The sequence below is a fragment of the Roseivivax sp. THAF30 genome (genome assembly GCF_009363575.1).
Lineage (GTDB): Bacteria > Pseudomonadota > Alphaproteobacteria > Rhodobacterales > Rhodobacteraceae > Roseivivax > Roseivivax halotolerans.
This window is the reverse complement of record NZ_CP045389.1, coordinates 2,442,427-2,467,441: the sequence shown is the minus strand read 5'-3', so window position 1 is coordinate 2,467,441 and position 25,015 is coordinate 2,442,427. Positions and strand designations below refer to the sequence as shown.

General features: G+C 64.5%; 23 protein-coding genes. 21 read left to right on the top strand and 2 right to left on the bottom strand.

Annotated elements, in window-relative coordinates; translation table 11 throughout:
- The first annotated feature begins 84 nt into the window (after positions 1 to 84).
- The 11 genes from chvE (at position 85) to yjfF (ending at position 13,754) form a co-directional block, all read left to right on the top strand.
- Positions 85 to 1,149: a multiple monosaccharide ABC transporter substrate-binding protein gene (gene chvE / locus FIU91_RS11975; protein WP_152462622.1), complete on the top strand. Its 1,065-nt coding sequence runs from the start codon at positions 85 to 87 to the stop codon at positions 1,147 to 1,149.
- Between the two features lie 85 nt (positions 1,150 to 1,234).
- Complete coding sequence (gene mmsA / locus FIU91_RS11970; RefSeq protein ID WP_152462621.1) at positions 1,235 to 2,770, top strand: multiple monosaccharide ABC transporter ATP-binding protein; 1,536 nt, start codon at positions 1,235 to 1,237, stop codon at positions 2,768 to 2,770.
- Positions 2,767 to 3,963, top strand: coding sequence for a multiple monosaccharide ABC transporter permease (gene mmsB, locus FIU91_RS11965; RefSeq protein WP_152462620.1), 1,197 nt, complete (start codon positions 2,767 to 2,769; stop codon positions 3,961 to 3,963). Before mmsA ends, mmsB begins: the two co-directional genes overlap by 4 nt.
- A 4-nt stretch (positions 3,964 to 3,967) precedes the next feature.
- Positions 3,968 to 4,960, top strand: a complete 993-nt coding sequence (gene araD1 / locus FIU91_RS11960) for an AraD1 family protein (protein ID WP_152462619.1) — start codon at positions 3,968 to 3,970, stop codon at positions 4,958 to 4,960.
- Positions 4,957 to 6,699 (top strand): L-arabinonate dehydratase, encoded by a 1,743-nt coding sequence (gene araD / locus FIU91_RS11955; protein WP_152462618.1) that lies wholly within the window; start codon positions 4,957 to 4,959, stop codon positions 6,697 to 6,699. Before araD1 ends, araD begins: the two co-directional genes overlap by 4 nt.
- Positions 6,686 to 7,630, top strand: coding sequence for a Gfo/Idh/MocA family protein (locus FIU91_RS11950; RefSeq protein WP_152462617.1), 945 nt, complete (start codon positions 6,686 to 6,688; stop codon positions 7,628 to 7,630). The genes araD and FIU91_RS11950 overlap by 14 nt, the downstream gene beginning before the upstream one ends.
- Positions 7,627 to 9,144: an aldehyde dehydrogenase (NADP(+)) gene (locus tag FIU91_RS11945; RefSeq protein WP_152462616.1), complete on the top strand. Its 1,518-nt coding sequence runs from the start codon at positions 7,627 to 7,629 to the stop codon at positions 9,142 to 9,144. Before FIU91_RS11950 ends, FIU91_RS11945 begins: the two co-directional genes overlap by 4 nt.
- Before the next feature lie 105 nt (positions 9,145 to 9,249).
- On the top strand, positions 9,250 to 10,191 hold the full coding sequence (ytfQ, locus tag FIU91_RS11940; protein WP_152462615.1) for a galactofuranose ABC transporter, galactofuranose-binding protein YtfQ: 942 nt from the start codon (positions 9,250 to 9,252) through the stop codon (positions 10,189 to 10,191).
- 52 nt (positions 10,192 to 10,243) lie between these two features.
- Positions 10,244 to 11,752 carry a sugar ABC transporter ATP-binding protein gene (locus FIU91_RS11935; RefSeq protein WP_152462614.1) on the top strand — a complete coding sequence of 503 codons (1,509 nt, stop codon included), beginning with the start codon at positions 10,244 to 10,246 and terminating at the stop codon, positions 11,750 to 11,752.
- Positions 11,752 to 12,777 (top strand): ABC transporter permease, encoded by a 1,026-nt coding sequence (locus tag FIU91_RS11930; protein WP_152462613.1) that lies wholly within the window; start codon positions 11,752 to 11,754, stop codon positions 12,775 to 12,777. The genes FIU91_RS11935 and FIU91_RS11930 overlap by 1 nt, the downstream gene beginning before the upstream one ends.
- Complete coding sequence (yjfF, locus tag FIU91_RS11925) at positions 12,774 to 13,754, top strand: galactofuranose ABC transporter, permease protein YjfF (RefSeq protein ID WP_152462612.1); 981 nt, start codon at positions 12,774 to 12,776, stop codon at positions 13,752 to 13,754. Before FIU91_RS11930 ends, yjfF begins: the two co-directional genes overlap by 4 nt.
- 12 nt (positions 13,755 to 13,766) lie before the next feature.
- On the opposite strand, the gene FIU91_RS11920 is transcribed toward yjfF, so the two are convergent.
- Positions 13,767 to 14,039: a hypothetical protein gene (locus tag FIU91_RS11920; protein ID WP_152462611.1), complete on the bottom strand. Its 273-nt coding sequence runs from the start codon at positions 14,037 to 14,039 to the stop codon at positions 13,767 to 13,769.
- A 236-nt stretch (positions 14,040 to 14,275) separates the two neighbouring features.
- Here FIU91_RS11920 and FIU91_RS11915 point away from each other — a divergent pair, with 236 nt between their 5' ends.
- Together FIU91_RS11915 and putP are read left to right on the top strand one after the other, a co-directional pair.
- Positions 14,276 to 14,689: a universal stress protein gene (locus FIU91_RS11915; protein ID WP_093010058.1), complete on the top strand. Its 414-nt coding sequence runs from the start codon at positions 14,276 to 14,278 to the stop codon at positions 14,687 to 14,689.
- Positions 14,690 to 14,981: 292 nt separating this feature from the next.
- Positions 14,982 to 16,451 carry a sodium/proline symporter PutP gene (gene putP / locus FIU91_RS11910; protein ID WP_152462610.1) on the top strand — a complete coding sequence of 490 codons (1,470 nt, stop codon included), beginning with the start codon at positions 14,982 to 14,984 and terminating at the stop codon, positions 16,449 to 16,451.
- A 63-nt stretch (positions 16,452 to 16,514) separates the two neighbouring features.
- Here the strand turns inward: putP and FIU91_RS11905 are convergent, their stop codons facing one another.
- On the bottom strand, positions 16,515 to 17,462 hold the full coding sequence (locus FIU91_RS11905; protein ID WP_093010057.1) for a LysR family transcriptional regulator: 948 nt from the start codon (positions 17,460 to 17,462) through the stop codon (positions 16,515 to 16,517).
- A gap of 140 nt (positions 17,463 to 17,602) precedes the next feature.
- Here FIU91_RS11905 and FIU91_RS11900 point away from each other — a divergent pair, with 140 nt between their 5' ends.
- From FIU91_RS11900 to FIU91_RS11865, 8 genes are read left to right on the top strand one after another with little or no spacing between them, the layout of a single operon-like run.
- Entirely contained in the window at positions 17,603 to 18,568 is a 966-nt protein-coding gene (locus FIU91_RS11900; RefSeq protein WP_093010056.1) for a VOC family protein, read from the top strand.
- Between the two features lie 4 nt (positions 18,569 to 18,572).
- Positions 18,573 to 19,217, top strand: coding sequence for an alpha/beta hydrolase (locus FIU91_RS11895; RefSeq protein WP_152462609.1), 645 nt, complete (start codon positions 18,573 to 18,575; stop codon positions 19,215 to 19,217).
- Positions 19,214 to 20,269 carry a maleylacetate reductase gene (locus FIU91_RS11890; RefSeq protein WP_152462608.1) on the top strand — a complete coding sequence of 352 codons (1,056 nt, stop codon included), beginning with the start codon at positions 19,214 to 19,216 and terminating at the stop codon, positions 20,267 to 20,269. Before FIU91_RS11895 ends, FIU91_RS11890 begins: the two co-directional genes overlap by 4 nt.
- Positions 20,270 to 20,300: 31 nt before the next feature.
- Entirely contained in the window at positions 20,301 to 21,581 is a 1,281-nt protein-coding gene (locus FIU91_RS11885) for an ABC transporter substrate-binding protein (protein ID WP_093010053.1), read from the top strand.
- Between the two features lie 58 nt (positions 21,582 to 21,639).
- Positions 21,640 to 22,362: an ABC transporter ATP-binding protein gene (locus FIU91_RS11880; RefSeq protein WP_152462607.1), complete on the top strand. Its 723-nt coding sequence runs from the start codon at positions 21,640 to 21,642 to the stop codon at positions 22,360 to 22,362.
- Positions 22,362 to 23,069, top strand: coding sequence for an ABC transporter ATP-binding protein (locus FIU91_RS11875; protein WP_093010051.1), 708 nt, complete (start codon positions 22,362 to 22,364; stop codon positions 23,067 to 23,069). Before FIU91_RS11880 ends, FIU91_RS11875 begins: the two co-directional genes overlap by 1 nt.
- Complete coding sequence (locus FIU91_RS11870) at positions 23,066 to 23,929, top strand: branched-chain amino acid ABC transporter permease (RefSeq protein ID WP_093010050.1); 864 nt, start codon at positions 23,066 to 23,068, stop codon at positions 23,927 to 23,929. Before FIU91_RS11875 ends, FIU91_RS11870 begins: the two co-directional genes overlap by 4 nt.
- Positions 23,929 to 24,975, top strand: a complete 1,047-nt coding sequence (locus tag FIU91_RS11865) for a branched-chain amino acid ABC transporter permease (RefSeq protein WP_152462606.1) — start codon at positions 23,929 to 23,931, stop codon at positions 24,973 to 24,975. Before FIU91_RS11870 ends, FIU91_RS11865 begins: the two co-directional genes overlap by 1 nt.
- The last annotated feature ends 40 nt before the right edge of the window (positions 24,976 to 25,015 follow it).

Sequence of the window (25,015 nt, the reverse complement as noted above, 5' to 3'; positions counted from 1 at the left end):
CTCGCTTGCAGCCCGTGAGGAGACACGGATGGCACGAGGGCGGCGGATGTGGGGCAGTCCGCTCCGCCTGTCTGGGAGGATAACATGACATTCACGAGACGCGCCCTCGGCGCGACCGCTTTGGCTACCCTGATCGCGATGCCCGCCTTCGCGCAGGATTCGGGAACGATCGGCATTTCGATGCCCACGAAATCTTCGGCGCGCTGGATCTCCGATGGAGAGAGCATGGTCGCCCAGTTCGAGGAAGCCGGCTACGAGACAAACCTTCAATATGCCGAGGACGACATTCCCAACCAGCTCGCGCAGATCGAGAACATGATCACCACGGGCGTCGACGCGCTGGTGATCGCGGCGATCGACGGCACGACGCTGACGAACGCGCTGGCCAACGCCGCTGCGATGGACATTCCGGTCGTGGCCTATGACCGTCTCATCCGCGATTCCGGCGATGTCGACTACTACGCCACCTTCGACAATTTCCAGGTTGGTGTGCAGCAGGCGACCAACCTCGTGAACGGCCTCGAAGAGAGGTTCCCGGATGCCGAGCAATGGAACGTCGAGCTATTCGGGGGCAGCCCCGACGACAACAACGCCTATTTCTTCTACGATGGCGCGATGAGCGTTTTGCAGCCGTTGATCGATGACGGCTCGATCCAGATCGTGTCCGGCCAGATGGGCATGGACACGGTGGGCACCCTGCGCTGGGATGGCTCGGTGGCGCAGGCGCGCATGGATAACCTTCTCTCCGCGAACTACACCGATGCGCGCGTCCACGGCGTTCTGTCACCTTATGACGGGCTCTCGATCGGCATCATCTCGTCGCTGCGCGGTGTCGGCTATGGCTCAGGCGACATGCCGATGCCCATCGTCACCGGGCAGGATGCCGAGATCCCGTCGATCAAGGCGATCCAGCGTGGCGAGCAGTATTCGACCATCTTCAAGGACACCCGCGAACTTGCGCGCGTGACCGTTGGCATGGTGGATGCGCTCCTGCAGGGCGGCGAGCCCGAGATCAACGACACCGAGACCTATGACAACGGCGTCAAGGTCGTCCCCTCCTACCTCCTGGAGCCGGTGCCGGTGACCGAGGAAAACATCACCGAAGTGCTGATCGACTCGGGCTATTACGAGGCCTCCGAGCTCGAGTGATCCTCCCTGTGGCCGCGCTTCGGCGTCGGTCACGAAAGCCCCCCGGCCCAGAGCCGGGGGACGATCAAACACAGGACATTGCGATATGTCGACGATCCTCGAGATGCGGGACATCACGAAGGAATTCCCGGGCGTGAAGGCGCTCGACCGAGTGAACCTGAGCGTCAAGACGGGTGAAATCCACGCGCTGGTCGGAGAGAACGGCGCGGGCAAGTCCACGCTGATGAAGGTGCTTTCGGGCGTCTATCCGCATGGAACCTATGACGGCGAGATCGTCTTCGACGGCGAGGTGCAGTCCTTTCGCACGATCCGCGACAGCGAGGCGGTCGGCATTGCCATCATCCACCAGGAACTGGCGCTGGTGCCGCTTCTGTCGGTGGCGGAGAACATCTTTCTCGGCAACGAGCGCGCCGCGGGCGGCATCATCGATTGGCGGCAGACCGAACAGCGCGCAGCCGAGCTGCTCGAAAGGGTCGGGCTGAAGGAAAGCCCCAAGACGCCGGTCGGTGATCTTGGCCTCGGCAAGCAGCAGCTCGTGGAAATCGCCAAGGCGCTGTCGAAGGATGTGCGGCTCTTGATCCTGGACGAGCCGACCTCGTCTCTCAACGAACAGGACAGCGAGAAGCTGCTCTCGCTTCTGGCCGAATTCCGCCAGCAGGGCGTGACCTCGATCCTGATCAGTCACAAGCTCAATGAAATCAGCCAGGTGGCAGATACGATCACCGTTCTGCGGGACGGATCGACGGTTTCCCGGCTCGATTGCGCCGATGGCATCAGCGAGGACGACATCATCCGCGACATGGTGGGACGCGCGCTCGACGACCGCTTCCCGCCGCGCGAGCCGACCTTCACCGAAGAGGTCGCGCTGGAGGTCGAGAACTGGACCGTGCATCACCCAATCGACGCTGACCGTATCGTCGTGCGCGACGTGTCCTTCCATGTCCGGAAAGGCGAGGTCCTGGGGATTGCCGGTCTAATGGGCGCGGGCCGGACTGAACTGGCCATGAGCCTTTTCGGCCGGTCCTACGGGCGCGACATCTCGGGCAGCGCGAAGATCAACGGCCAGCCGGTCGACCTGTCGAGCGTGCGACGCGCGATCAATGCCGGGCTGGCCTATGCCACCGAGGATCGCAAGACCTATGGGCTGGTGCTCGAGGATACGATCCGGCGCAACATCTCGATGGCCAAGCTTGATGCCGTGGCAGACGGGATGGTGCTGAACCGCGCCCGCGAGACTGAGGTCGCCGAGCGATACCGCGAGCGGCTCAACATCAAGTCGAGCTCGATCGAGCAGGAAACGGTGAACCTCTCGGGCGGCAACCAGCAGAAGGTTGTCCTGTCGAAATGGCTCTTCGCAGATCCGGATATCCTGATCCTCGATGAGCCGACGCGCGGCATCGATGTCGGCGCGAAATTCGAGATCTACACGGTCATTCGGGATCTCGCCAAACAGGGCAAGGCGATCGTCGTGATCTCCTCCGAGATGCCCGAGCTTCTTGGCATCACGGATCGTCTTTACGTCATGAACGAGGGCCGCTTCGTCGGCGAGATGCCCACCCACGAAGCCAGCCAGGAAAAGATCATGGCCCGTATCATCAAGACAGGGGAGCGCGCGATATGAGCGAGACCGTAGACCGTGGAGAAGAGGCTCCCGCGGCGAAACAGGCCCGCGCGAGCTGGCGGTTTCTCAAGACCCACCTGCGCGAATACGGGATCCTGTTCGCGCTGATCGCGATCATGGCCTTCTTCCAGATCGCCACCGGGGGCATCCTCTTGCGTCCGGTGAACCTCACCAACCTGATCTTGCAGAATTCCTACATCATCATCATGGCCGTGGGCATGCTGCTCGTGATCGTCGCGGGGCATATCGATCTGTCTGTCGGATCGGTGCTGGGCTTCATCGGGGCGCTTGCGGCGGTGATGATCGTCAACTGGGACATGCATTACCTTCTCGCAGGCATCCTGTGCCTCGCCGCGGGCGCGCTTATCGGGGCAGCGCAGGGTTTCTGGGTCGCCTATTTCCGCATTCCGTCCTTCATCGTGACGCTTGCGGGCATGCTCGTTTTCAAAGGGCTGACGCTGTGGCTTCTGGCCGGGCAGTCGGTCGGTCCCTTCCCTCGCGAGTTTCAACTGATCTCCTCGGGCTTTATCGGCGATCCGTTCGGAATGGACGGGTTCAACCTGCTCTCTCTCCTGATCGGCCTCGGGGTTGCCGCTGTCCTGACATGGCTTGCGATCCGCAACCGGCAGGCCGAGGCGCGCACCGGCGTTCCGGCCGAGCCCTTCGCCTTTTTCGCCGCGAAGACCGCGCTCATCTTCTTCGGTATCGTCTGGATGAGCTGGCTCATGGCCGATTTCCGCGGCCTGCCGAATGTCTTCATCGTCATGGCGTTCCTGATCGCGGTCTATTCGTTCATCACGAGCCGCACGACGATCGGCCGGCGGATCTACGCCATCGGCGGCAACGAGAAGGCGGCGTCGCTCTCGGGCATAAACTCGCAGCGGCTGACCTTTCTGACCTTCGCCAATATGGGCATGCTGGCCGCCCTTGCGGGTCTCGTCTTCGCCGCGCGGCTCAACACCGCCACGCCGAAAGCGGGCGCGACGTTCGAGCTCGACGTGATCGCGGCGGTCTTCATCGGTGGCGCGTCGATGGCCGGCGGCGTGGGCACGGTGATCGGCGCCTTCATCATGGGTGTCATGAACAATGGCATGTCCATCCTCGGGATCGGCATCGATTACCAGCAGGTCATCAAGGGCCTGGTGCTGCTCGCTGCGGTCATCTTCGACGTCATGAACAAAAAGAAGGGCTGAGCCGATGCATCTGTCCCAATACCGCACATCCTCGGGAAGCATTCAGGTCGTCGCGCGCGACGGGTCCGAAGCCTACGAGGTGAAAAGCGAGCTGTCGCTTTACGACCTTGCCATGCGCGCTCTCGAAGAGGGCTTGGGCCTGCGCGACCTTGTCTTGTCGCTTGGTCTCAATGGCGCGGTCAATCTCGAGGTTCTGGCTGCCGAAGGACGTCTTCTGCCGCCCGTGACCCATGCCGACCCGGCGCATCTGCACCTCACCGGAACGGGGCTGACGCATCTGGGGTCGGCCTCAACGCGGGCGTCGATGCATGCCAAGAAACCCGAGGACGAAACCGACTCGATGAAGATGTTCCGCATGGGCGTCGAGGGCGGTAAGCCCGGCAACGGCGCGGCGGGCGTGCAGCCCGAATGGTTCTACAAGGGCACCGGCGCGGCGCTCGTCGCGCCCGGCGCGCCGCTCGTAAGCCCGCCGTTCGCGCTCGATGGCGGCGAAGAGCCCGAGATCGCAGGGATCTACGTGATCGCGCCGGACGGCGCGCCCGTGCGCCTGGGCTTTGCCCTCGCCAATGAATTCTCGGATCACGTCACCGAGCGGCAGAACTACCTCTACCTCGCCCATTCCAAGCTGCGCCCTTGCGCCATCGGGCCGGAACTCCTCGTCGGCGAGCTGCCGCAGAGCGTCGAGGGCACGAGCCGGATCCGGCGCGGGGAGGAGGTGATCTTCGAGAAGCCCTTCCTTTCGGGAGAGGCCAACATGTCCCACACGATCGCCAATCTCGAACACCACCATTTCAAGTATGACATCTTCCGCCAACCGGGCGACGTGCATGTCCATATGTTCGGCACGGCGACGCTGTCCTTTGCCGACGGGGTGCAGCCGAGAGATGGCGACGTCTTCGAGATCGAGGCCGCGGCCTTCGGTCTTCCCCTCAGAAACCCGCTCTCCTTTGATCCCCTGGGCAAGGCGGAGCCGATGACGGAGGTGCGCCCGCTGTGACGTTCAAACCTGCAGAATGGCCGAGAAAGCTGCGCAGCCAGGAATGGTATGGCGGCACCAGCCGGGACACGATCTACCACCGGGGATGGCTGAAGAACCAGGGGCACCCGCATGATGTGTTCGACGGGCGGCCGGTCATCGGCATTCTCAACACCTGGTCAGAGCTGACGCCCTGCAACGGCCATCTGCGCGAGCTTGCCGAGAAGGTGAAGGCCGGGATCTGGGAAGCGGGAGGCTTTCCGCTCGAAGTGCCCGTCTTCTCGGCTTCCGAGAACACGTTTCGCCCGACGGCGATGATGTACCGCAACCTCGCGGCGATGGCCGTCGAGGAAGTGATGCGGGCCCAACCGATCGACGGCGCGGTGCTGATGGTCGGTTGCGACAAGACCACGCCTTCGCTCATCATGGGTGCATCCTCGACCGATATTCCATCGATCGTCGTCACCGGCGGGCCGATGCTGAATGGCTGGTTCCGGGGCGAGCGTGTGGGGTCGGGCACGGCGCTCTGGCAGATGTCGGAGGATATCAAGGCCGGCAAGATGACCCAGGAGGACTTCCTCGAGGCCGAGCAGGCGATGTCGCGCTCTACCGGCACCTGCAACACGATGGGCACGGCGAGCACGATGGCGAGCATGGCCGAGGCACTGGGCATGGCGCTTTCGGGCAATGCGGCGATCCCGGCTGTCGACGCGCGGCGCCGCGTGATGGCGCAGATGTCCGGCCGGCGCATCGTCGAGATGGTCAAGGACGATCTCAAGCCGTCGGACGTGATGACCAAGGCGGCGTTCGAGAACGCGATCCGCACCAATGGCGCGATCGGCGGCTCGACGAACGCGGTCGTGCATCTTCTGGCGATGGCGGGGCGCGTCGGCGTCGATGTGACGCTCGACGATTGGGACAGGCTCGGCCGCGACGTGCCGACGATCGTCAACCTCATGCCCTCGGGCAAGTACCTGATGGAGGAGTTCTTCTATGCCGGAGGCCTGCCGGTCGTGCTGAAAAGGCTGGGTGAGGCGGGCATGCTCAACAGGGACGCGCTCACCGTTTCGGGCGGGCCGATCTGGGACGAGGTGAAGGACGCGGTGAACTGGAACGAGGACGTGATCAGGCCCGCCGACAAGGCACTCTCGGCAAGCGGCGGCATCGCGGTTCTGCGCGGCAACCTCGCGCCGGGCGGTGCGGTCATCAAGCCCTCGGCCGCCTCCGAGCACCTGATGGTCCATCGCGGCCGCGCTGTCGTCTTCGAGGATATCGACGATTACAAGGCGCGCATCGGCGACGATGCGCTCGAGATCGACGAGACCTGCATCATGGTGCTGAAATATTGCGGACCCAAAGGATATCCCGGCATGTCCGAGGTGGGAAATATGGGGCTGCCGCCGAAGCTGCTGAGGAAAGGCATCACCGATATGGTGCGGATCTCCGATGCGCGCATGTCGGGCACGGCTTATGGCACGGTCATCCTGCATACCGCCCCGGAGGCGGCGGTCGGCGGCCCGCTGGCGGTGGTCCGTACCGGCGACATGATCGAGGTGAACGTGCCCGACCGGCGCTTGCATCTCGATATCTCCGAAGAGGAGCTGGAACAGCGCATCGCTGCGTGGCAATCCCGCATCGAGCCGCCCGCGAGCGGTTATGCCAAGCTGTTCCACGATCATGTGGAAGGAGCCGATACCGGGGTCGATTTCGACTTCCTCAAAGGCTGCCGAGGAAGGGAGGTGCCGCGTGACAGTCACTGACATCGCCCTCGTCGGCATCGGCAAGATCGCCCGCGACCAGCATATCCCGTCCATTGCGGCCGATCCGGCTTTCTATCTCGCAGCCACGGTTAGCGGCTCTGGCGGCGTAGAGGGCGTCGAGAACCATGCAGAGATCGGCGCGATGCTCGCGGCGCGGCCCGATATCCCGGCTGTCTCGTTGACCATGCCGCCGGTGCCGCGTTTCGCTGCGGCGAGCGCCGCCTTGGCCGCAGGTCGCCACGTCATGCTGGAGAAGCCGCCCGGCGCCTCGATCGCCGAGGTTCTGAAGCTTGAGCGTCAGGCGCGCGCGGCGGGCAAGACGCTCTTTGCCACGTGGCACAGCCGCCATGCGGAGGCCGCCGACGCAGCGCGGGACTGGCTTGCAGGCAAGGGGATCCGGGCGGTGCGCGTCGATTGGAAGGAAGACGTGCGGAAATGGCATCCGGGCCAGGACTGGATCTGGCAACCGGGCGGGCTCGGCGTGTTCGATCCCGGGATCAACGCGCTCTCGCTCTTGTCGAAGATCCTGCCCGTCTCGTTGCATCTGACCGGTGCCACGCTGTCCTTCCCCGAGAACCGTGCGGCCCCGATCGCCGCCGATCTGACCTTCGTCGGCCCGGACGGGCTTCGCGCCGAGGCTGTCTTCGACTGGCGGCAGGAGGGCGGCGAGATCTGGCAGATCGAGATCGAGACCGACAGCGGCACCTTGAAGCTGACCGAGGGTGGCGCCCGGCTTCATATCGACGGCGCGGAACAGAGTGTCGAGGCGCCGGGCGAATACCCCAGTCTCTACCGGCGTTTCGCCGAACTGATCGAAACCGGCCAGAGCGATGTGGACGTCGAGCCGCTCGTTCATGTCGCCGATGCATTCATGCTCGGACGTCACATCGCCGTTGCAGCTTTTCACGACGACCCACAGGAGATTTCATGACCGACCTGACAGGACAGCATTACATCGACGGAAACTGGGTCTCGGCAGGCCAGACCTTCGAGTCCGACCCGGTGTCCGGTACGCCCCTGCATGTCCATACCGGCGGCAAGGCCGAGATCGACGCGGCGATGAAGGCCGCCGAGGCCGCCTTCGAAACCTATGGCTGGACGTCCCGTGAGGATCGGGCGCTGTTTCTCGACGCCATCGCCGAGGAGATCGAAGCGCGGGTCGATGCGATCACGGAGATTGGCATGGCCGAGACCGGCCTGCCGGAGCCGCGCCTGCGTAGCGTCGAGCTGCCCCGCACCGCCAACCAGCTGCGCCTCTTCGCGACCCATATCCGCGACGGCGCTTATCTCGACCGGCGGCACGACGAGGCCCTGCCAGACCGCCAACCGATGCCGCGCCCCGATCTTCGGATGATCCAGCGGCCGCTCGGGCCCGTTGCGGTCTTCGGAGCGTCGAACTTCCCGCTGGCCTTCTCGACGGCAGGCGGCGACACCGCCGCTGCACTCGCGGCGGGCTGCCCGGTGGTCTACAAGGGCCATCCGGCGCATCCCGGTTGCGGCGAGCTTGTCGCGCGCGCCATCGCTGCGGCGAGCGAGAAGACGGGAATGCCGGCCGGGGTATTCGGCTTCATCCAGTCGAACACGAACGAGGCAGGAGAAGCGCTGGTCACGCATTCCATCACACGCGCTGTCGGCTTCACCGGCTCGTTCCGCGGGGGCAAGGCGCTGTTCGACCTCGCGATGGCGCGGCCCGAGCCGATCCCCTTCTTCGGAGAGCTGGGCGCGATCAATCCCGTCTTCGTGCTTCCGGCGGCGCAAGCCGCGCGGGGCGGAGAGATCGGGGCGGCCTGGGCCGGCTCACTTACGATGGGCGTCGGCCAGTTCTGTACCAATCCCGGGGTCGTTATCCTGACCGAGGGCGAGGGGGCCGAAGCGTTCCTCACGCAGGCTGCCGAGGCGCTTGGAAAAGTTCCGGCGCAGCCGATGCTGACTGCGGGCGTGGCGAAGGCCTATCGCGGCGGGGTCGAGGCCGTCTCCGGCACGGACGGGGTCGAACGGATCACCGCGGCCAGCTGCGAGGGGCGGCAAGGCGCGCCGGCGGTTTTCGCGGTATCGGGCGATGACTGGCAGGCCCACCCGGTGCTGGCCCACGAGATCTTCGGACCCGCGGGCATCGTGGTGCGTGCGAAGGATGCCGGTCAGCGCCGCGCCATCGCGGCGGATCTTGCCGGGCAGCTCACCACGACCTTGCAGATGGACGACGGCGATACGGACGACGCGAAGGCGCTCATGCCGATCCTCGAACGCAAGGCGGGCAGGGTGCTCGTGAACGGTTTTCCGACCGGGGTCGAAGTCGCCCACGCAATGGTGCATGGCGGACCTTTCCCGGCATCGACGAATTTCGGCGCGACGAGTGTCGGAACACTGGCAATCCGCCGTTTCCTGCGGCCGGTCTGCTACCAGAACATGCCTCAGGCGCTCTTGCCCGAGGATCTGAGGGACTGAGGAGCCCTCTTACAAGATGGCCGGACCCGGGCGGTCTCCCGGACCCGGCCAGACAAAGGGGCTTGCACCGAAACGGCGGTCCCGTTCATCAAAGGGAGTGAGATAATGAAACGTATTCTTCTGACAAGTGCCGCGCTGCTCGCGGGCACCGCGGCGAGCGCGCAGACCGTCGGTTTCTCGCAGATCGGCTCGGAATCGGGCTGGCGGGCGGCGGAAACGACGCTGACGCGCCAGGAAGCCGAAGCGCGCGGGATCGATCTGCGCTTCTCGGACGCGCAGCAGCGCCAGGAAAACCAGATCGCGGCCATCCGGTCTTTCGTGGCGCAAGGCGTCGACGCCATCCTGCTCGCACCGGTTGTCGCGACCGGCTGGGACAGCGTGCTCGAGGAAGCCGCGGAGGCGGACATCCCGGTCGTGCTGCTCGACCGCCGGGTGGACAGCTCCGAAGACCTGTACCTGACGGCGGTGGGCTCGGATCTTGTGCATGAAGGCGAGGTCGCCGGGCAATGGCTCGTCGACAACAAGCCCGAGGGCGAGTGCCGCGTCGTCGAGCTGCAAGGCACGACCGGCTCGTCGCCGGCGATCGACCGCGCGACCGGCTTCCGCAACGCCATCGACGGGGCGGAGGGCATCGAGATCGTCCGCAGCCAGACCGGCGATTTCACCCGCTCGGGCGGCAAGGAAGTCATGGAAAGCTTCCTGCAGGCCGAAAGCGGCAACGACATCTGCGCGCTTTACGCCCATAACGACGACATGGCGCTCGGTGCGATCCAGGCGATCAACGAAGCGGGGATGAACCCCGGCGAAGATATCCTGATCGTCTCCATCGACGCGGTGCCGGACATTTTCCAGGCGATGGCCAATGGCGACGCGAACGCGACCGTCGAGCTGACGCCGAACATGGCGGGGCCGGCGTTCGATGCGCTCGAGGCATACTGGGCGGATGGCACCGAGCCCGAGAAGTTCATCCAGACGGAATCGCGGCTCTATACGCAGGACGATGATCCGATGGCGGAATACGAGGCCCGCAAGGATCTGGGTTACTGAGCGAACGAGCCGGGGCGCATCGCCGCCCCGGCCCTGACACGGGACAGACGTCATGCTTCTGACCATCCGCGACCTCAGCAAGTCGTTTCCGGGCACGAAGGCCCTCGACAGCGTCGATTTCGATCTTGCAGCGGGCGAGGTTCACGCGCTTCTGGGCGAGAACGGCGCGGGCAAGTCCACGCTCATCAAGTGCCTGACCGGCGCGTATCGGCGCGACGACGGAGATATCCGTCTCGATGGCGAGCCGATCTCGCCAGGCAGCACGGCCGAGGCGCAGTCGCTCGGCATCGGGACTGTCTACCAGGAGGTGAACCTTCTGGATAACCTCACGGTCGCGAAGAACCTGACCTTCGGACGCGAGCCGCGCCGCTTTGGGTTGATCGACGGACGGGCGCAGCGCGCCGAGGCGCGGCGGATGCTTGAAGGATACGGGCTCGATATCGATGTGGGGCGCGATCTTGGCAGTTATTCCGTGGCGATCCGGCAGATCGTCGCCATCGCCCGCGCGGTTGAGTTGTCCGGCAAGATACTGATCCTCGACGAGCCGACGGCGAGCCTTGATGCGGCCGAGACGCGGATGCTTTTCGATGTGGTCCGGGGTCTGCGGGATCGCGGGCTTGGCATCGTGTTCGTCTCGCATTTCCTTGACCAGGTGTTCGAGCTGACGGATCGGGTCACGGTTCTGAGGAACGGCGCGAAGATCGTCACGGAAACGACCGCCGAACTCGACCGCGTGGCCCTGATCCGCCACATGCTGGGACGCGAGCTCGAAGAGGTTGAGGCGGAGCAAGGGGCGGATCACGCCCGCAGCGAGGCGCGCCGGACCGTGGTGGACTTCAAGAAATATGGACGCGACGGGCTTGTCGAACCCTTCGATCTGACTGTGCGCGAGGGCGAGGTGATCGGGCTCGCCGGTCTTTTGGGGTCGGGCCGCACTGAAACGGCGGAGCTGATGTTCGGCATCCGCGCCGCGCAGCGCGGAGAAGCCAAGGTCGACGGAGAGCCCGTATCGCTGACCAGCCCTCGCGAGGCCATCGCCGCCGGGTTCGGCTTCGCCCCCGAAGAGCGCAAGACCGACGGCATCGTTGCGGACCTGTCCGTGCGCGAGAACATCATACTAGCGCTGCAGGCCCGGCGTGGATGGGCCAAACCGGTGCCGCGCGCCGAACAGGCCCGAATTGCCGAGACCTATATCAAGCGGCTCGACATCCGAACCTCCGATGCGGAGAAGGCGGTGGGCGAGCTGTCCGGCGGTAACCAGCAGAAGGTCGTCCTCGCGCGCTGGCTGGCGATGAACCCGCGGTTCCTGATCCTCGACGAGCCGACACGCGGTATCGATGTCGGGGCACATGCCGAGATCCTGCGGCTGATCGGAGAAATCACCGAGGGCGGCATGTCGGTCCTCGTGATCTCGTCCGAGCTTGACGAGCTGGTCGCGGCCTCCGACCGCATCATCGTCGTTCGGGACCGCGCCCATGTCGCGGAGTTGAGCGGGGTGGAGATCACCAGCGGCGCGATCGTGACCGCCATCGCTGCGCCCGATACAGGGAAGGTCGCGTGATGACCCGTGCGCTCCGCCGTTGCCTGCCGCAGATCCTGACGCTCCTGGCGCTTGTCGCGCTCGTGTCGATCTTCTTTCCGCAATTCCTGGCGATCTCCTTCGAAAACGGACGCCTCACAGGGCCGGTCGTCGATATCGTGAAGCGTGGCGCGCCCGTGGCGCTTCTGGCGATCGGCATGACGCTGGTCATCGCGACGCGAGGCATCGACCTCAGCGTCGGCACGGTCATGGCGATTTCCGGCGCTGTGGCAGCCTGGACGCTTGCCGCCGGCTGGGGCGTGTTCCCGGCTGTCCTCCTGGCAATCGTCGCAGGGCTGACCTGCGGTCTCTGGAACGGCTGCCTCGTGGCCTATGTCGGCATCCAGCCCATCGTCGCAACGCTGATCCTGATGACCTCCGGGCGCGGGATCGCCCAGCTTATCACTGAGGGGCGAATCCTGACCTTCTCGGACCCGGCCTTCGCCTGGATCGGGTCGGGAACGGTGGCGGGCGTGCCCGTTCCGGCCGTCCTTTGGCTCGTGACGGGGATCGCGGTCGCCTTCATCATGCGGCGCACGGCGCTCGGCCTTCTGGTCGAAGCCATCGGCATCAACCGCTCGGCCTCGACCGTGGCCGGGATCAACGCGAGGGTGCTCCTGATTGCCGTTTACGCGGCCTCGGGCTTCTGCGCGGCGTTGGCCGGCATTGTCGCCACTGCCGACATCCGCGGTGCGGATGCCAACAATGCCGGCCTCTGGCTGGAGCTCGATGCCATCCTCGCGGTGGTGATCGGCGGCAATTCCCTTCTGGGCGGGCGCTTCTCCGTCGCGGCCTCGATCCTCGGCGCACTCATCATCCAGACGGTGGATACCGGCATCCTGCTCGCGGGCTTTCCGTCGGAATACAACCTCGTGATCAAAGCCGGGCTCGTGCTTGTGATCCTGCTCGTCCAATCGCCGAACCTGTCGCAGCACTGGCATTGGCTGCGAATGGAGATCCGGCGCCAGCGCGAGCCGAAACCCATTGGCAGCCGAGACACCAGATGAGACCCAATCCACGCCTCTACCCGCTGCTTGCGACAATCGCGATCTTCTTCACAGCCTACCTGCTGTGCTGGCTGCAATTTCCGTTCATGCTGTCGACCCGCGTCGTGGGCAACCTGCTGACGGACAATGCTTATCTCGGCATCGTCGCCGTCGGCATGACCGTCGTGATCCTTTCGGGCGGCATCGATCTCAGCGTCGGGTCGGTCATCGCCTTCTCGGGCGTCTTCATCGCGGTGATGCTGAGGGACACGGGCCTGCATCCGATCATCGTCTTCGCGCTGCTGCTGGTCGTAACGACCGCGTTCGGCGCCGTGATGGGCGCGATCATACACGGGCTCGCGATGCCCGCCTTCATCGTCACGCTGGCCGGCATGTTCCTGGCGCGTGGCGCGGCTTACATGCTCACCATCGATTCCGTGCCGATCGACCATGCCTTCTTCGAGGCGCTGCAGGACAGCTATTGGCGTATGCCCGGTGGCGGACGGTTCACGCTGATCGGGGCGTTGATGCTGCTCGCCATAGCGGGCGGTGCGCTCGTTGCGCATCGCACACGCTTCGGGGCGAGCGTCTTCGCGATCGGGGGCGGGCCCGACACGGCGCGCCTGATGGGCGTCGAGGTCGGACGCACGACGATTGGCATCTATGCGTTCTCTGGCTTGATGGCCGGGCTTTCGGGCATTGTCTTCGCGATCTATACCGGCTCTGGCTATCCGCTCGCAACGGTCGGAACCGAGTTGACCGCCATCGCCGCGGTCGTGATCGGGGGCACTTTGTTGACCGGCGGTGCCGGTTACGTCGTCGGCACGCTCTTCGGTGTTCTGACAATGGGGCTTATCCAGACCTACATCGTCTTTGATGGCACGCTCTCGAGCTGGTGGACGAAGATCGTGATCGGCGTGCTTCTTCTTTGCTTCATCCTCTTGCAGAAGAGCCTTCTGCGGATCGCGACGCCCGTGCGCGCCTCAAGCGAAGGCTAGGGGTCCAAGCGGTCAGGACCGCTCGGGCGTGGCGTCCGTCTCGTCGTCCTCCGAGGTTTTCACATCCGGGTCGTTGTAGGCGCTTGGGTCGAAATCATCGGGATCATATGCGTCTTCGTGATCCGCAATGCCGGTGACGTGGCTTGTGCCCGTCTCTTCGTCAAACATCAGGCCGTAGGTTGCGCGTCCTTCGGTCTTGTAGCGGCGGTATTCGTGATAACCGGCATAGATGAAGATAAGAATGAAGGGTGTCACGATGATCAGTGCGATGAGTTGCGGTGCCATAAGAGCGCTCCTTTCCTTCATATGACGAGCTAAGCCTGTAGGCTGGCGTTTCAAAATCAAAGGCGATGAAAGGATCCGTGATCGAGGCTTGCGATAGCCGGCGGGTTTCGTTGAGTGAACAGCAGCGCAAAAATCGGGATTTGACGCCCTCAAAGGGAAATTGGCGGCTTGCGCGACGCCTCAGGCATCTTCACGGTCTGGTCAGACATATCGATTTGCACGAAAGGCAACGTGTCATGGCCCGTGAGACCAAGCTCATCCTTTGTCCGGTGAACCTCAGGCACGCGGCCGTGGATTTCGCTGCCTATGACGAGGCCGTTGAAATGGCCCGCCGCCGCGGGGCGAAGCTCATCGTGACGACGATCGCCCCGGAGATGGAGCGAAATCTGAACATCCGGGATTCCGAAGCCTTCTGGAAGCAGGAATTGCAGAAATTCATCCGCAGCCATCCCGCGGAAGGGATCGAGGTCGAGCTCGTTGTCAGGAAAGGCTCGACCCATCGCCAGATCGTGAAGCTCGCAGACGAGCGCAAGGTCGACATAATCGTCATGGAATCGGCGAACCCCAAGGTGAAGGATTACTTGCTTGGAACCACCGCGAGCCATGTTGTGGCCCATGCGGACTGCTCGGTTCTCGTTGTCCGAACCTGATCGCGCCGGGTGCCGGGACGCGACTTCGACGCCGTTGGTAGGTGTCCAGATGATGGCTCGGAAGGCTCGTCGCGCGCGCATAGCGGCTTTTGCGTCAGGCGCGTGAAAAATCGCGAGCTGGCCGCTGCGTCATCTCGTCCTAGGTTTCAATGAGATACCGGTTGACGAATTCCGTTCGAGAAAGAGCGCTGCAGGGAGATTTCTTGATCGCCATTGAAACTCAGACATGCTCGGCCCTGCGGCAGGCGAATGATGCCATGTCGATAAAACCAAAACGGTTCGGAGGGCCTTTATGTCTTTAGGAGTTCTCATCAGCCTGGCGGCTTATTTCATCCTGATGCTCGGGATAGGGATTTACGCCTATCGAAATGCCACTTCGAGTTCCGAGGAATACATTCTCGGCGGACGCAACCTTCCCCCGGCCGTCGCCGCGCTGTCCGCGGGCGCGTCGGATATGTCCGGTTGGCTATTGCTCGGGCTTCCGGGGGCGCTTTATGCCTCTGGTCTCGTGGAAGCCTGGATCGGGATCGGCCTTTTCATCGGGGCACTGGTCAATTGGATCGTCGTTGCGCCGCGCTTGCGCGAGCAGACAGAACGATATGACAACGCGCTGACGATCCCGGCCTTTCTGGCCAACCGCTTCCCCTCGCAAGGCGGCACGCTGCGCATGGTCTCGGCGGTCATCATCGTGGTCTTCTTCGCAGTCTACACCGCCTCGGGTCTCGTCGCAGGCGGGAAACTCTTCCAGAGCGCATTCGACGGCAGCTACCAGTTCGGCGTCTGGCTGACCCTCGGCGTCGTTCTGGCCTACACTGTCGTCGGCGGCTTCCTCGCCGTGTCGCTCACCGATTTCTGCCAGGGTCTCATCATGATGCTGGCGCTGATCATCATGCCCGCGATCGTCCTGTATGCGGGCGAGGGCGGCGGCTTCGGTCAGGCGCAGGAGACCCTGTCGGGCGTCGACGGCTTCAGCCTCAATCTCTGGACTGCTGACATGACCTTCATCGGGTTCATCTCACTTCTCGCCTGGGGCCTCGGTTATTTCGGACAGCCGCATATCATCGTGCGCTTCATGGCCGTAAAAAGCGTCGCGGCGGTTTCGACCGCGCGCAACATCGGCATGGCCTGGATGGGCATCGCGCTTATTGGCGCGGTGGGCGTCGGCATCTTCGGTCGGGCCTATGTCGAGCGGAACGGCGTCGAGATCGGGGATAGCGAGACGATCTTCATCTATCTCGCGGAGAACCTCTTTCCGGGGCTGATTACCGGCTTCCTGTTGGCGGCGCTTCTGGCGGCGATCATGTCGACGGTGTCGAGCCAGCTTCTCGTCTCGTCCTCCTCGCTGGCGGAGGATTTCTACAAGCTCGTCCTGAACAAGAACGCCTCCGAGACCACGCTGGTAACGGTCGGACGTATCGCGGTCGTCGCGGTCGGCATCGTCGCGGCACTGATCGCAGGGGATCCCGAGAGCCAGGTTCTCGGTCTTGTCGCCAACGCCTGGGCGGGGTTCGGCGCGGCGTTCGGGCCGCTCGTCATCTTGTCGCTCACCTGGCCCCGTATGAACGGCGCCGGGGCCGTGTCGGGTCTCGTTGTGGGCGCCGTGACCGTCGGGCTCTGGATCTTCACGCCGCTCAAGGCCGCGACCGGGCTTTACGAGATGATCCCCGGCTTCGCGCTGTCCTGGCTCGCGATCTACGTGGTCAGCCTTGCCACCGAGGATAAGGGCGAGTTCCGCGCAGCGGAGGCATCGCCGGCCGAATGAGCCGGTTCGGCCGGGGCCGGAGTGCCGGCCTCTGCGACCCCGGTCTTGGTATCGCGCTTGCGCTCAGGGCCCCCAGACGACCGAGGTCTGATGGCGTTCGATCGCAGCCCGCAACGCGTCGAACTCCTTGAGAATATGCGCCACAAGATGCTCGGCCGCCGGTTGCTGCGCCTCGCGGGCGCGCAGGATGCCGAGGGATCGTGGCGGCTGCGGGATATCGAGCGGCAAAACCGTGACCTTGCGATCCTTGCGGTGCGCGAACGTCACCGAATGGGGCAGGATCGTCAGCGCGTCCGTCTCTTCAAGATAGTTCAGCACCGACAGAAGCGACCCGCCGGAATAGCGGATGGAAATCTCCTGCAGGCCGAGGTTCAGGAGCACCGTGTGCAAATCGGCCATGAGCGGCGAGCCGGGCAGGGGAGCGACCCAGGGGAAATCCGCAACGTCGGTGCGGTTCAGCTTCTTGCGCCGCAGAAGGGGATGCCCCTGACGGCAGGCGATCACGTTGCGCGCCTTGAGGATCGGGGTGAAGCGGAACTCCGGCTTGGGCTTTATCGCGCCGAGCGGACAGATCGCCAGATCGAGCCGCTTGGAGGCGATGCCGTTCTCTAGATCCTGAAGGTTGCCATACCCCTGCTCCACCAGGATGTCCGGCTCGATCCGCTGGAAGCCGCCGATCATGCCGCTGATGAAGGCGTCCATGAAGAAGGGAACGCCCGCGATCCGCACCTTGCCTGAAGATCCCGAGCGAAAGCTCGACATGGTCTCCGCCGCCTCGCGCGCCGCCTCGAGGATGACGCGGCCGTGACGACCCAGCTCCGCGCCGATCACCGTCGGGCGCAATGGTCGCCTGCCGGGTTGAAAAAGCGGCTCGCCCACCCGTTTTTCGAGCGCCGACAAGGTGCGCGAGACGGCCGGTTGCGACAGTCCCAATTGCTCCGCCGCAGCGGTGACGCCACCATATTCGATCACGGCGGCCAGATGGACCAGGTGCTTTTCCTCGAACTTCATGAGGACTTGTTATGCTGCGGATATGAAATTGCATAGTCCTGCCGTGTAGGCGCCGTATCGTTCCAAGCGTGGAGACACCTGTCCGCGCCGCTTTCCGAGCGCCGGAGCCGTGTCAGACCGAAGATCAGGGAGGAGGGCCCATGGCGCAGATCAAGGGGTATCATCATTTGACCATGAGCACCGACGGGGCTCAGGAAGACTTCGATTTCTTCACCAAGACGCTGGGGCTCCATTCCGTAAAGCGCACGGTGCTCTTCGACGGAACGATCCCCGTCTACCATCTCTACTACGGATCGAAGAACGGCGACGAATCGACGATCATCACGACCTTCCCGTTCCGCAAGCCGGGCGTTTATGGACGGCGCGGGACGAACCAATCCAAGATCGTGCAGCAATCGATCCCCGTGGGCGCGTCGGATTACTGGGTGAACCGTCTCGGCGAGCACGGCATCGAGGCCACGAAGAGCAACCGCTTCGGTATCGACCGGGTCGATTTCCGCCATCCTTGCGGCATCGAGATGCAGCTCGTGGAGAATCCGGGCGATCCGCGACCGTCCATCGTCAGTGAAGAGGCGGGCGTCACTGCTGAGCATGGCATCAAGGGTATCTATGGCGGCGTCGTCGCGGTGATGGACAAGACCGCGATGGACGAGTTCCTGACCATCGCGCTTCCTCTCAAGAAGATGGCCGACGACGATCATGGCATGGCCTACGAGGTGCCGAACGCCAATGGTCCGACCAGTGTCGTCGAAGTCATGGAGATCCGCGACGAAGCGCAGGGCTCCTGGACGCTCTCGGGCGGGACGATTCACCACTTCGCGCTCAATACCGGCGACGAAGAGAACCAGATGAACCTGCGCGCCCATATCGAGGGGCTCGGCTTCACCGATATCTCGGAGCAGAAGGACCGGATGTACTTCAAGTCCTGCTACGTCCGCAGTCCCGGCGGCGCGCTGTTCGAACTGGCATGGACGGTTCCCGAAGGCTGGGCGCGGGACGAGCCCGCCGACGCGATCGGCCAAACGCTGGTGTTCCCGCCCTGGTTCGAGGACCGGAAGGCGGAGCTCATCGAGGGGCTCGAGCCCGCCAGCTTCCAGGACGCCTGAACTCTTGTCCGACTTGGTCACACAAGGCGCAGATCCCGCGGCGGCGAAAGCCGTCGCGGTGGTGCTGCACGGGCGCGGGCAAGCGCCGGACTACATGCTCGATAACCTCGTCCGCCGTCTGTCCGTCGAGGGCGTGCGCTACGTGCTGCCCGCATCAAAGGGCGAGGGCTGGTATGACGCCAAGGCCGTCGAGACGCTGACCGAGGATACAGAAACGCAGCTTCGCGCGGCGTTAAAGGTTGTCGCCGATGCCGAGGCGGCGGCCCGCGCGGACTGCCCGGATTGTCCCCTTGTGCTGATCGGTTTCTCGCAAGGGGCGTGCCTCGTCATCGAACATCTGATGCGTGGCGGCCGCGCGGATGCGGCCGCGATGTTGACCGGATGCCGCGTCGGTGCGGCAAGTGACGATCTGCCCCGCGCGGCGCTGCCCGGCCTGCCGATCTATTGCAGCAATGGTGACGAGGATCCTTGGATTCCGACCTGGGCTTTCCAGGATGCCGTCTCGGATCTCGTGGCGTGTGGTGCGCGCGTTCGGAGCGACGTGCTGCCCGGCCGGGATCACGAGATATCGGCGCTGGAAGCGTCGGTCGTCGATGCGCTCCTCTCGGATGTCGTGCGCGGCACCACCGTCTTTGGAGGAGCGCAATGACCCCGTTCGTCTTTCCCGGCATCTCGACGCGCGTCGTCTTCGGAGAGGGCACCTTGGCGCAGACCGGGGATGAACTCCGCCGGCTCGGCGCCTCGCACGCCTTGGTGCTTACCACGCCCGAACAGGACGGGGCGGGAGAGGCACTCGCCAAGCAGCTCGGAGATCTCGCCGCGGGCACCTTTGCCGAGGCTGCAATGCACACGCCGGTCGAGGTGACCGCCCGCGCGCTCGACGCCTATGACGCGGCCGGTGCGGATTGCGTCGTCGCGCTGGGCGGCGGCTCGACCATCGGGCTCGGCAAGGCCATCGCCACGCGCAGGGGGTGCGACCAGGTTGCGATCCCGACCACCTATGCCGGCTCCGAGATGACCGATATTCTGGGCGAGACCGAGAACGGCGAGAAGACCACTCGCCGCGATCCGTCGATCCGGCCCGAGACGGTGATCTACGATGTCGCTCTGACGCTCGATCTGCCGGTCGATATGTCGGTCAAATCCGCGCTGAACGCGGCGGCCCACGCGGTCGAGGCGATCTATGCGCCCGACGCGAATCCCGTCACGACGCTGATGTCGCTGGATGCGCTTCGCGCGATCAAGGCGGCGTTGCCTGACCTGCGGAAGAGCCCTCGCGATGCCCAGATCCGCGCCCGGCTCCTTTACGGCGCATGGCTGTGTTCCACCGCGCTCGGCTATGTCGCGATGTCGCTGCATCACAAGCTGGCGCATGTGGTGGGCGGCTCTTTCGACATGCCGCACGCCGATACCCACGCGATCCTTTTGCCGCATACGGCGCACTTCAACGAGACCGGCACGGCCGCGCTCGATCCGGTCGCCGAGATCTTCGGCGGTTCTGTCGGCGGCGGGCTCTGGGATCTGGCGGAGGCGTCGGGTGCGCCGTTGCGGCTGGCCGATCTCGGCCTGTCCGAAGCCGATCTCGACCGCGCATCCGAGATCGCGATGAAAAACGAGTACGAAAATCCCCGTCCCTTCGATCAGAAGGATATACGGGATCTGCTGCAAGCGGCTTGGGAGGGCCGGCGGCCAGACGCATGATGACGCTCACACCGAGGGAGGAGAGACCACGATGCTGACCAGAAGACGCCTTTTGAAATCCGCCGCCGCGACCGGCCTTGTCACCAGTGCGGGAGCGCTCGCCGCGCCTGCGCTCGCACAGGGGGCGCGCGTCCGCATCGGCTATGTGAGCCCGCAGACGGGCCCGCTTGCCGGGTTCGCCGAAGCCGATGCCTTCACGATCGACGCCTTCAACCGCATCGCCGCGGATCAGGGGCTCGATGTCGAGGTGATCGTCAAGGACAGCCAGTCGAACCCGAACCGTGCCGCCGACGTGGCGCAGGAGCTGATCATCGACGACGAGATCCACCTGATGCTGGTGGCCTCCACGCCCGAGACGACGAACCCAGTCTCGACGGTGGCTGAAAGCGAAGGCATTCCGACCATTTCGACCATGGCGCCGTGGCAGCCCTGGTTCATCGGGCAGCAAGGCAATCCGGGTGATCCGTCGGGCTGGCGGCCCTTCGACTACACGTTCCACTATTTCTGGGGGTTGGAAGACGTCATCGCCGTGTTCACCAACATGTGGAACCAGCTCGAGACCAACAAGGTCGTCGGCGGGCTCTTTCCGAATGATGCCGACGGCAATGCCTGGGGCGATCCCAATGTCGGTGTCGCGCCCGGGTTCGCCGAGGCCGGCTACGAGACGATCGACCCGGGGCGCTACCAGAACCTGACCGACGATTTCTCGGCGCAGATCAACGCGTTCAAACAGGCCAATGCGGAGATCGTGACCGGCGTCGTGATTCCGCCGGACTTCACCACCTTCCGCAACCAGGCGAGCCAGCAGGGCTTCACTCCGAAGGCGATCACGGTGGCGAAGGCGATCCTCTTCCCGCAATCGGTCGAGACCCTCGGCGAGGCGGGGCACAACCTCTCGTCCGAGGTGTGGTGGTCGGCAAACCATCCCTTCACCTCCTCGTTGACGGGGCAGGGCTGCGCCGAGCTCGCGCAAGCCTTCACCGATGCGACCGGCCGACCCTGGACGCAGCCCATCGGCTTCATCCACTCGCTTTTCGAAACGGCCGCCGACGTCATACAGCGGGCCGGGGACCCCACCGATCTCGATCAGCTCACCGACGCCATCGCATCGACCGATCTCGACACGATCGTCGGGCGGGTGGCCTGGAACGGCGAGGGCGTGCCGGACTTCGCCGCGCAGAACGTCTGCAAGACACCGCTCGTCGGTGGGCAATGGCGGCGCAACGAGGATGGTACGTTCGATCTCGTCACGGTCGACAACACCACCGCGCCCGACATCCCGACCCAGGGCGAGATGCAGCCCCTTTCGTAAGGCACCGGCCTGCCCGGATACCCGTCCGGGCGGGCACCCTCCGAGATATGCGGTTTCCATGACGCCCATCCTGTCGTTGCAGAATGTTACGAAGAGCTTCGGTGCCCTGACGGTCGCCGACGGCGTGTCGTTCGACGTGCCGAAAGGGCAGGCGCTCGGCATCATCGGACCGAACGGTGCGGGCAAGTCGACCCTGTTCAACCTGATCACGGGCAACCTTTCGGCGAATGCAGGGCGGATCGAGTATGACGGGCGCGACGTGACGAAGGCACCGCCGATGCAGCGCTGCCTTTCGGGGATCGGACGCTCGTTCCAGATCCCGCAACCGTTCGACCGGATGACTGTCTTCGAGAACCTTCTGGTCTCGGCCACGCATGGCCGCGGCTTGCCGGAGCGGGCCGTCACCGACGATTGCGCCGAGGTGCTGGAACGGACGGAGCTTATCGAGGTTGCGAACCGTCCGGCGGGCGGGCTCACGCTCCTGCAGCGCAAGCGGCTCGAGATGGCGCGCGCGATGGCGACCCGGCCCAAACTGCTCCTGCTCGACGAGATCGCCGGAGGGCTGACCGAGGCCGAATGCGTGGCGTTGGTCGAGACGATCAAGGCCATCCATGCCGAAGGCGTCACGATCATCTGGATCGAGCACGTGCTTCATGCGCTCAACAGCGTGGTCGAGCGGCTACTCGTTCTCGATTTCGGCAAGGTGATCGGGATCGGCGCACCGGACGCGATCATGGCTTCCAAGGAGGTGCGCGAAATCTATCTGGGGATCGAGGTCTGATGGCGCTTCTGGAGACCAAAGGGCTGACGGCTTTTTACGGCGACTTCCAGGCGCTGTTCGGCGTCGACGTGTCGCTCTCCGAGGGGGAAACCGTCGCCGTGATCGGCGCGAACGGCGCGGGCAAGACGACCCTGATGCGCTCCATCTCGGGCGTGATCGCGCAGGCGCCCGGCATGGTCCGGTTCGAGGGCCGGGAGATCGGCGCGACGGCGGCCGATGACATCATGGCGGCCGGAATCGCGATGGTCCCCGAGGGCCGCAAGCTTTTCCCTTCGCTCAGCGTCGAGGAAAACCTCCTGATGGGCTGCCATCGTCGCAAGGTGAACGGGCCCTGGACGCTGCAAAGCGTCTACGAGTTGTTCCCCATTCTGAAGGAACGCCGGGACCGGCCCGGAACGGCACTCTCGGGCGGGCAGCAGCAGATGGTATCGATCGGCCGGGCGCTGATGTCCAATCCGCGCGTTCTGTTGTGCGACGAGATCAGCCTCGGCCTCGCCCCGGTGGTCATCAAGGACATCTATGCCGCGTTTCCGCAGATCCGCGCGACCGGGGCCAGCATCGTGGTCGTGGAGCAGGATATCGGGCAGGCCATGAAGGTCGCCGACCGCGTCTATTGCATGATGGAAGGCCGGGTCACGTTGTCCGGAGCACCCGCCGATCTCAGCCGCGAAGAGATCCACGACGCCTATTTCGGGACTGCCGCATGATCTGGATCGATACCATCCTGCAGGGCATCCTGCTCGGCGGCCTCTACGCGCTCTTTGCGCTCGGGCTGAGCCTCGTTTTCGGGATCATGCGCCTGGTGAACCTCGCACACGGCGATCTCATCGTCTTCGCGGCATACCTGATCCTCGTTCTCGTGACGCTGCTGGGGCTCGGGCCGTTCCTCGCGGCGGCCATCGCCGCACCGATCATGTTCGCGCTCGGCTTCGCGTTGCAGCGGCTGGTGCTGAACCGTGTGCTTGGCACCGATATCCTGCCGCCGCTTCTCGTCACGTTCGGCCTCTCCGTTCTCTTGCAGAACGCGTTGCAGGAGGGCTTTTCCGCGGATAGCCGCCGCATTCCCGCTGGCTGGCTCGAGACCGCATCGGTGCCGCTTGGGCCGATCTCGCTTGGCGTCATGCCACTCATGACATTCGCCTCGGCGATCTTGGTGACGCTGGCTTTGCAATGGCTGTTCTACCGCACCTCGCTCGGCCGGGCCTTCCGGGCGACCTCGGATGATCCGGTCACGGCAAGCCTCATGGGCGTGAAGCCGGCCTCCGTCTTCGCCAAGGCCACGGGCATCGCGATGATCGTGGTGACGATCGCCGCGCTTTATCTTGGCACCCGGGCAAATTTCGATCCGACCACGGGTCCTGCGCGGCTGATCTACGCCTTCGAGGCGGTCATTATCGGGGGGCTCGGCTCACTCTGGGGCACGCTGGCGGGTGGCATCATCATCGGCGTGGCGCAGACCGTGGGCGCGCAGATCAATCCCGAATGGCAGATCCTCGCAGGCCATATCGCCTTCCTCGTCGTCTTGCTGATCCGGCCACGTGGCCTCTTTCCGAGGGCGTTCGACTGATGGCGGCGGGCAAGTATACGGTCGTGACGCGCACCGCCGCGTCGCAAGCCGCGGCTCTGGCGGCGCTGGCGCTGCTGGTGATCGCCGTGGCGCTTCCTGCCTTCGCCTCGCGCTCTCTCATCCAGGACATGTTCTTCATCCTGACGATGCTGACGCTGGCGCAGTTCTGGAACCTCCTGGCAGGATATGGCGGGCTGGTCAGCGTGGGGCAGCAGGCTTTCGTGGGACTCGGGGCCTATATGCTCTTCGGCGGAGCGATCCTGTGGGGGGTGAACCCGGTGGCGGGGCTGCTGCTGTCGGGGGTCTTCGCTCTGCTCCTCGCCATCCCGATGGCGTTCTTCGCCTTCCGCCTTCAAGGGGCCTATTTCGCCATCGGCACCTGGGTGGTGGCCGAGGTCGTGCGGCTCAGCGTCGCGCAGTGGAAGGCGGTCGGTGGCGGCACCGGGACGTCCCTGCCACGCGATGCGCGCGATGCCATGTGGGGAGTGGAGTGGATCGAGACGATTTTCGACACCCGCGCGTCCGCTGCGCGCGACATCCTCGCCTATTGGCTGGCGCTGGCACTTGTGGTCGCGACGATCGGCGGGATCTATCTGTTTCTGCGAACCAAGCGCGGCCTCGCGCTCGCCGCGCTCCGCGACAACGTGGAGGCGGCGCGATCGGTTGGTGTCGACAGCGCGCGCATGAAATGGCTGGTCTTCCTTGTCGCGGCCTTCGGCACCGGCATCGCCGGCGGGCTCATCTTCATGCAGAACGGGCGGATCAGCCCCGACAGCGCGTTCTCGATCATCGACTGGACTGCCTTCGTCATCTTCATCGTGGTGATCGGGGGAATCGGCACGATCGAGGGACCGATCGTGGGCGTCCTGGTCTTCTTTGCCCTGCAAACGCTGCTGGCCGATTTCGGGGCGTGGTATCTGATGGTGCTGGGAGGGGTCGGCATCGCCGTGATGCTGTTCTCGCCGGGCGGCCTCTGGGGCCTGGTCTCGGGACGCACGGGCATCGAGCTTTTTCCGATCCGGAGGCGTCTCAACCGCAGGGACTGAGACCGACAATTTGCAAGACGCCGCACGTGGCGAAGGGAGG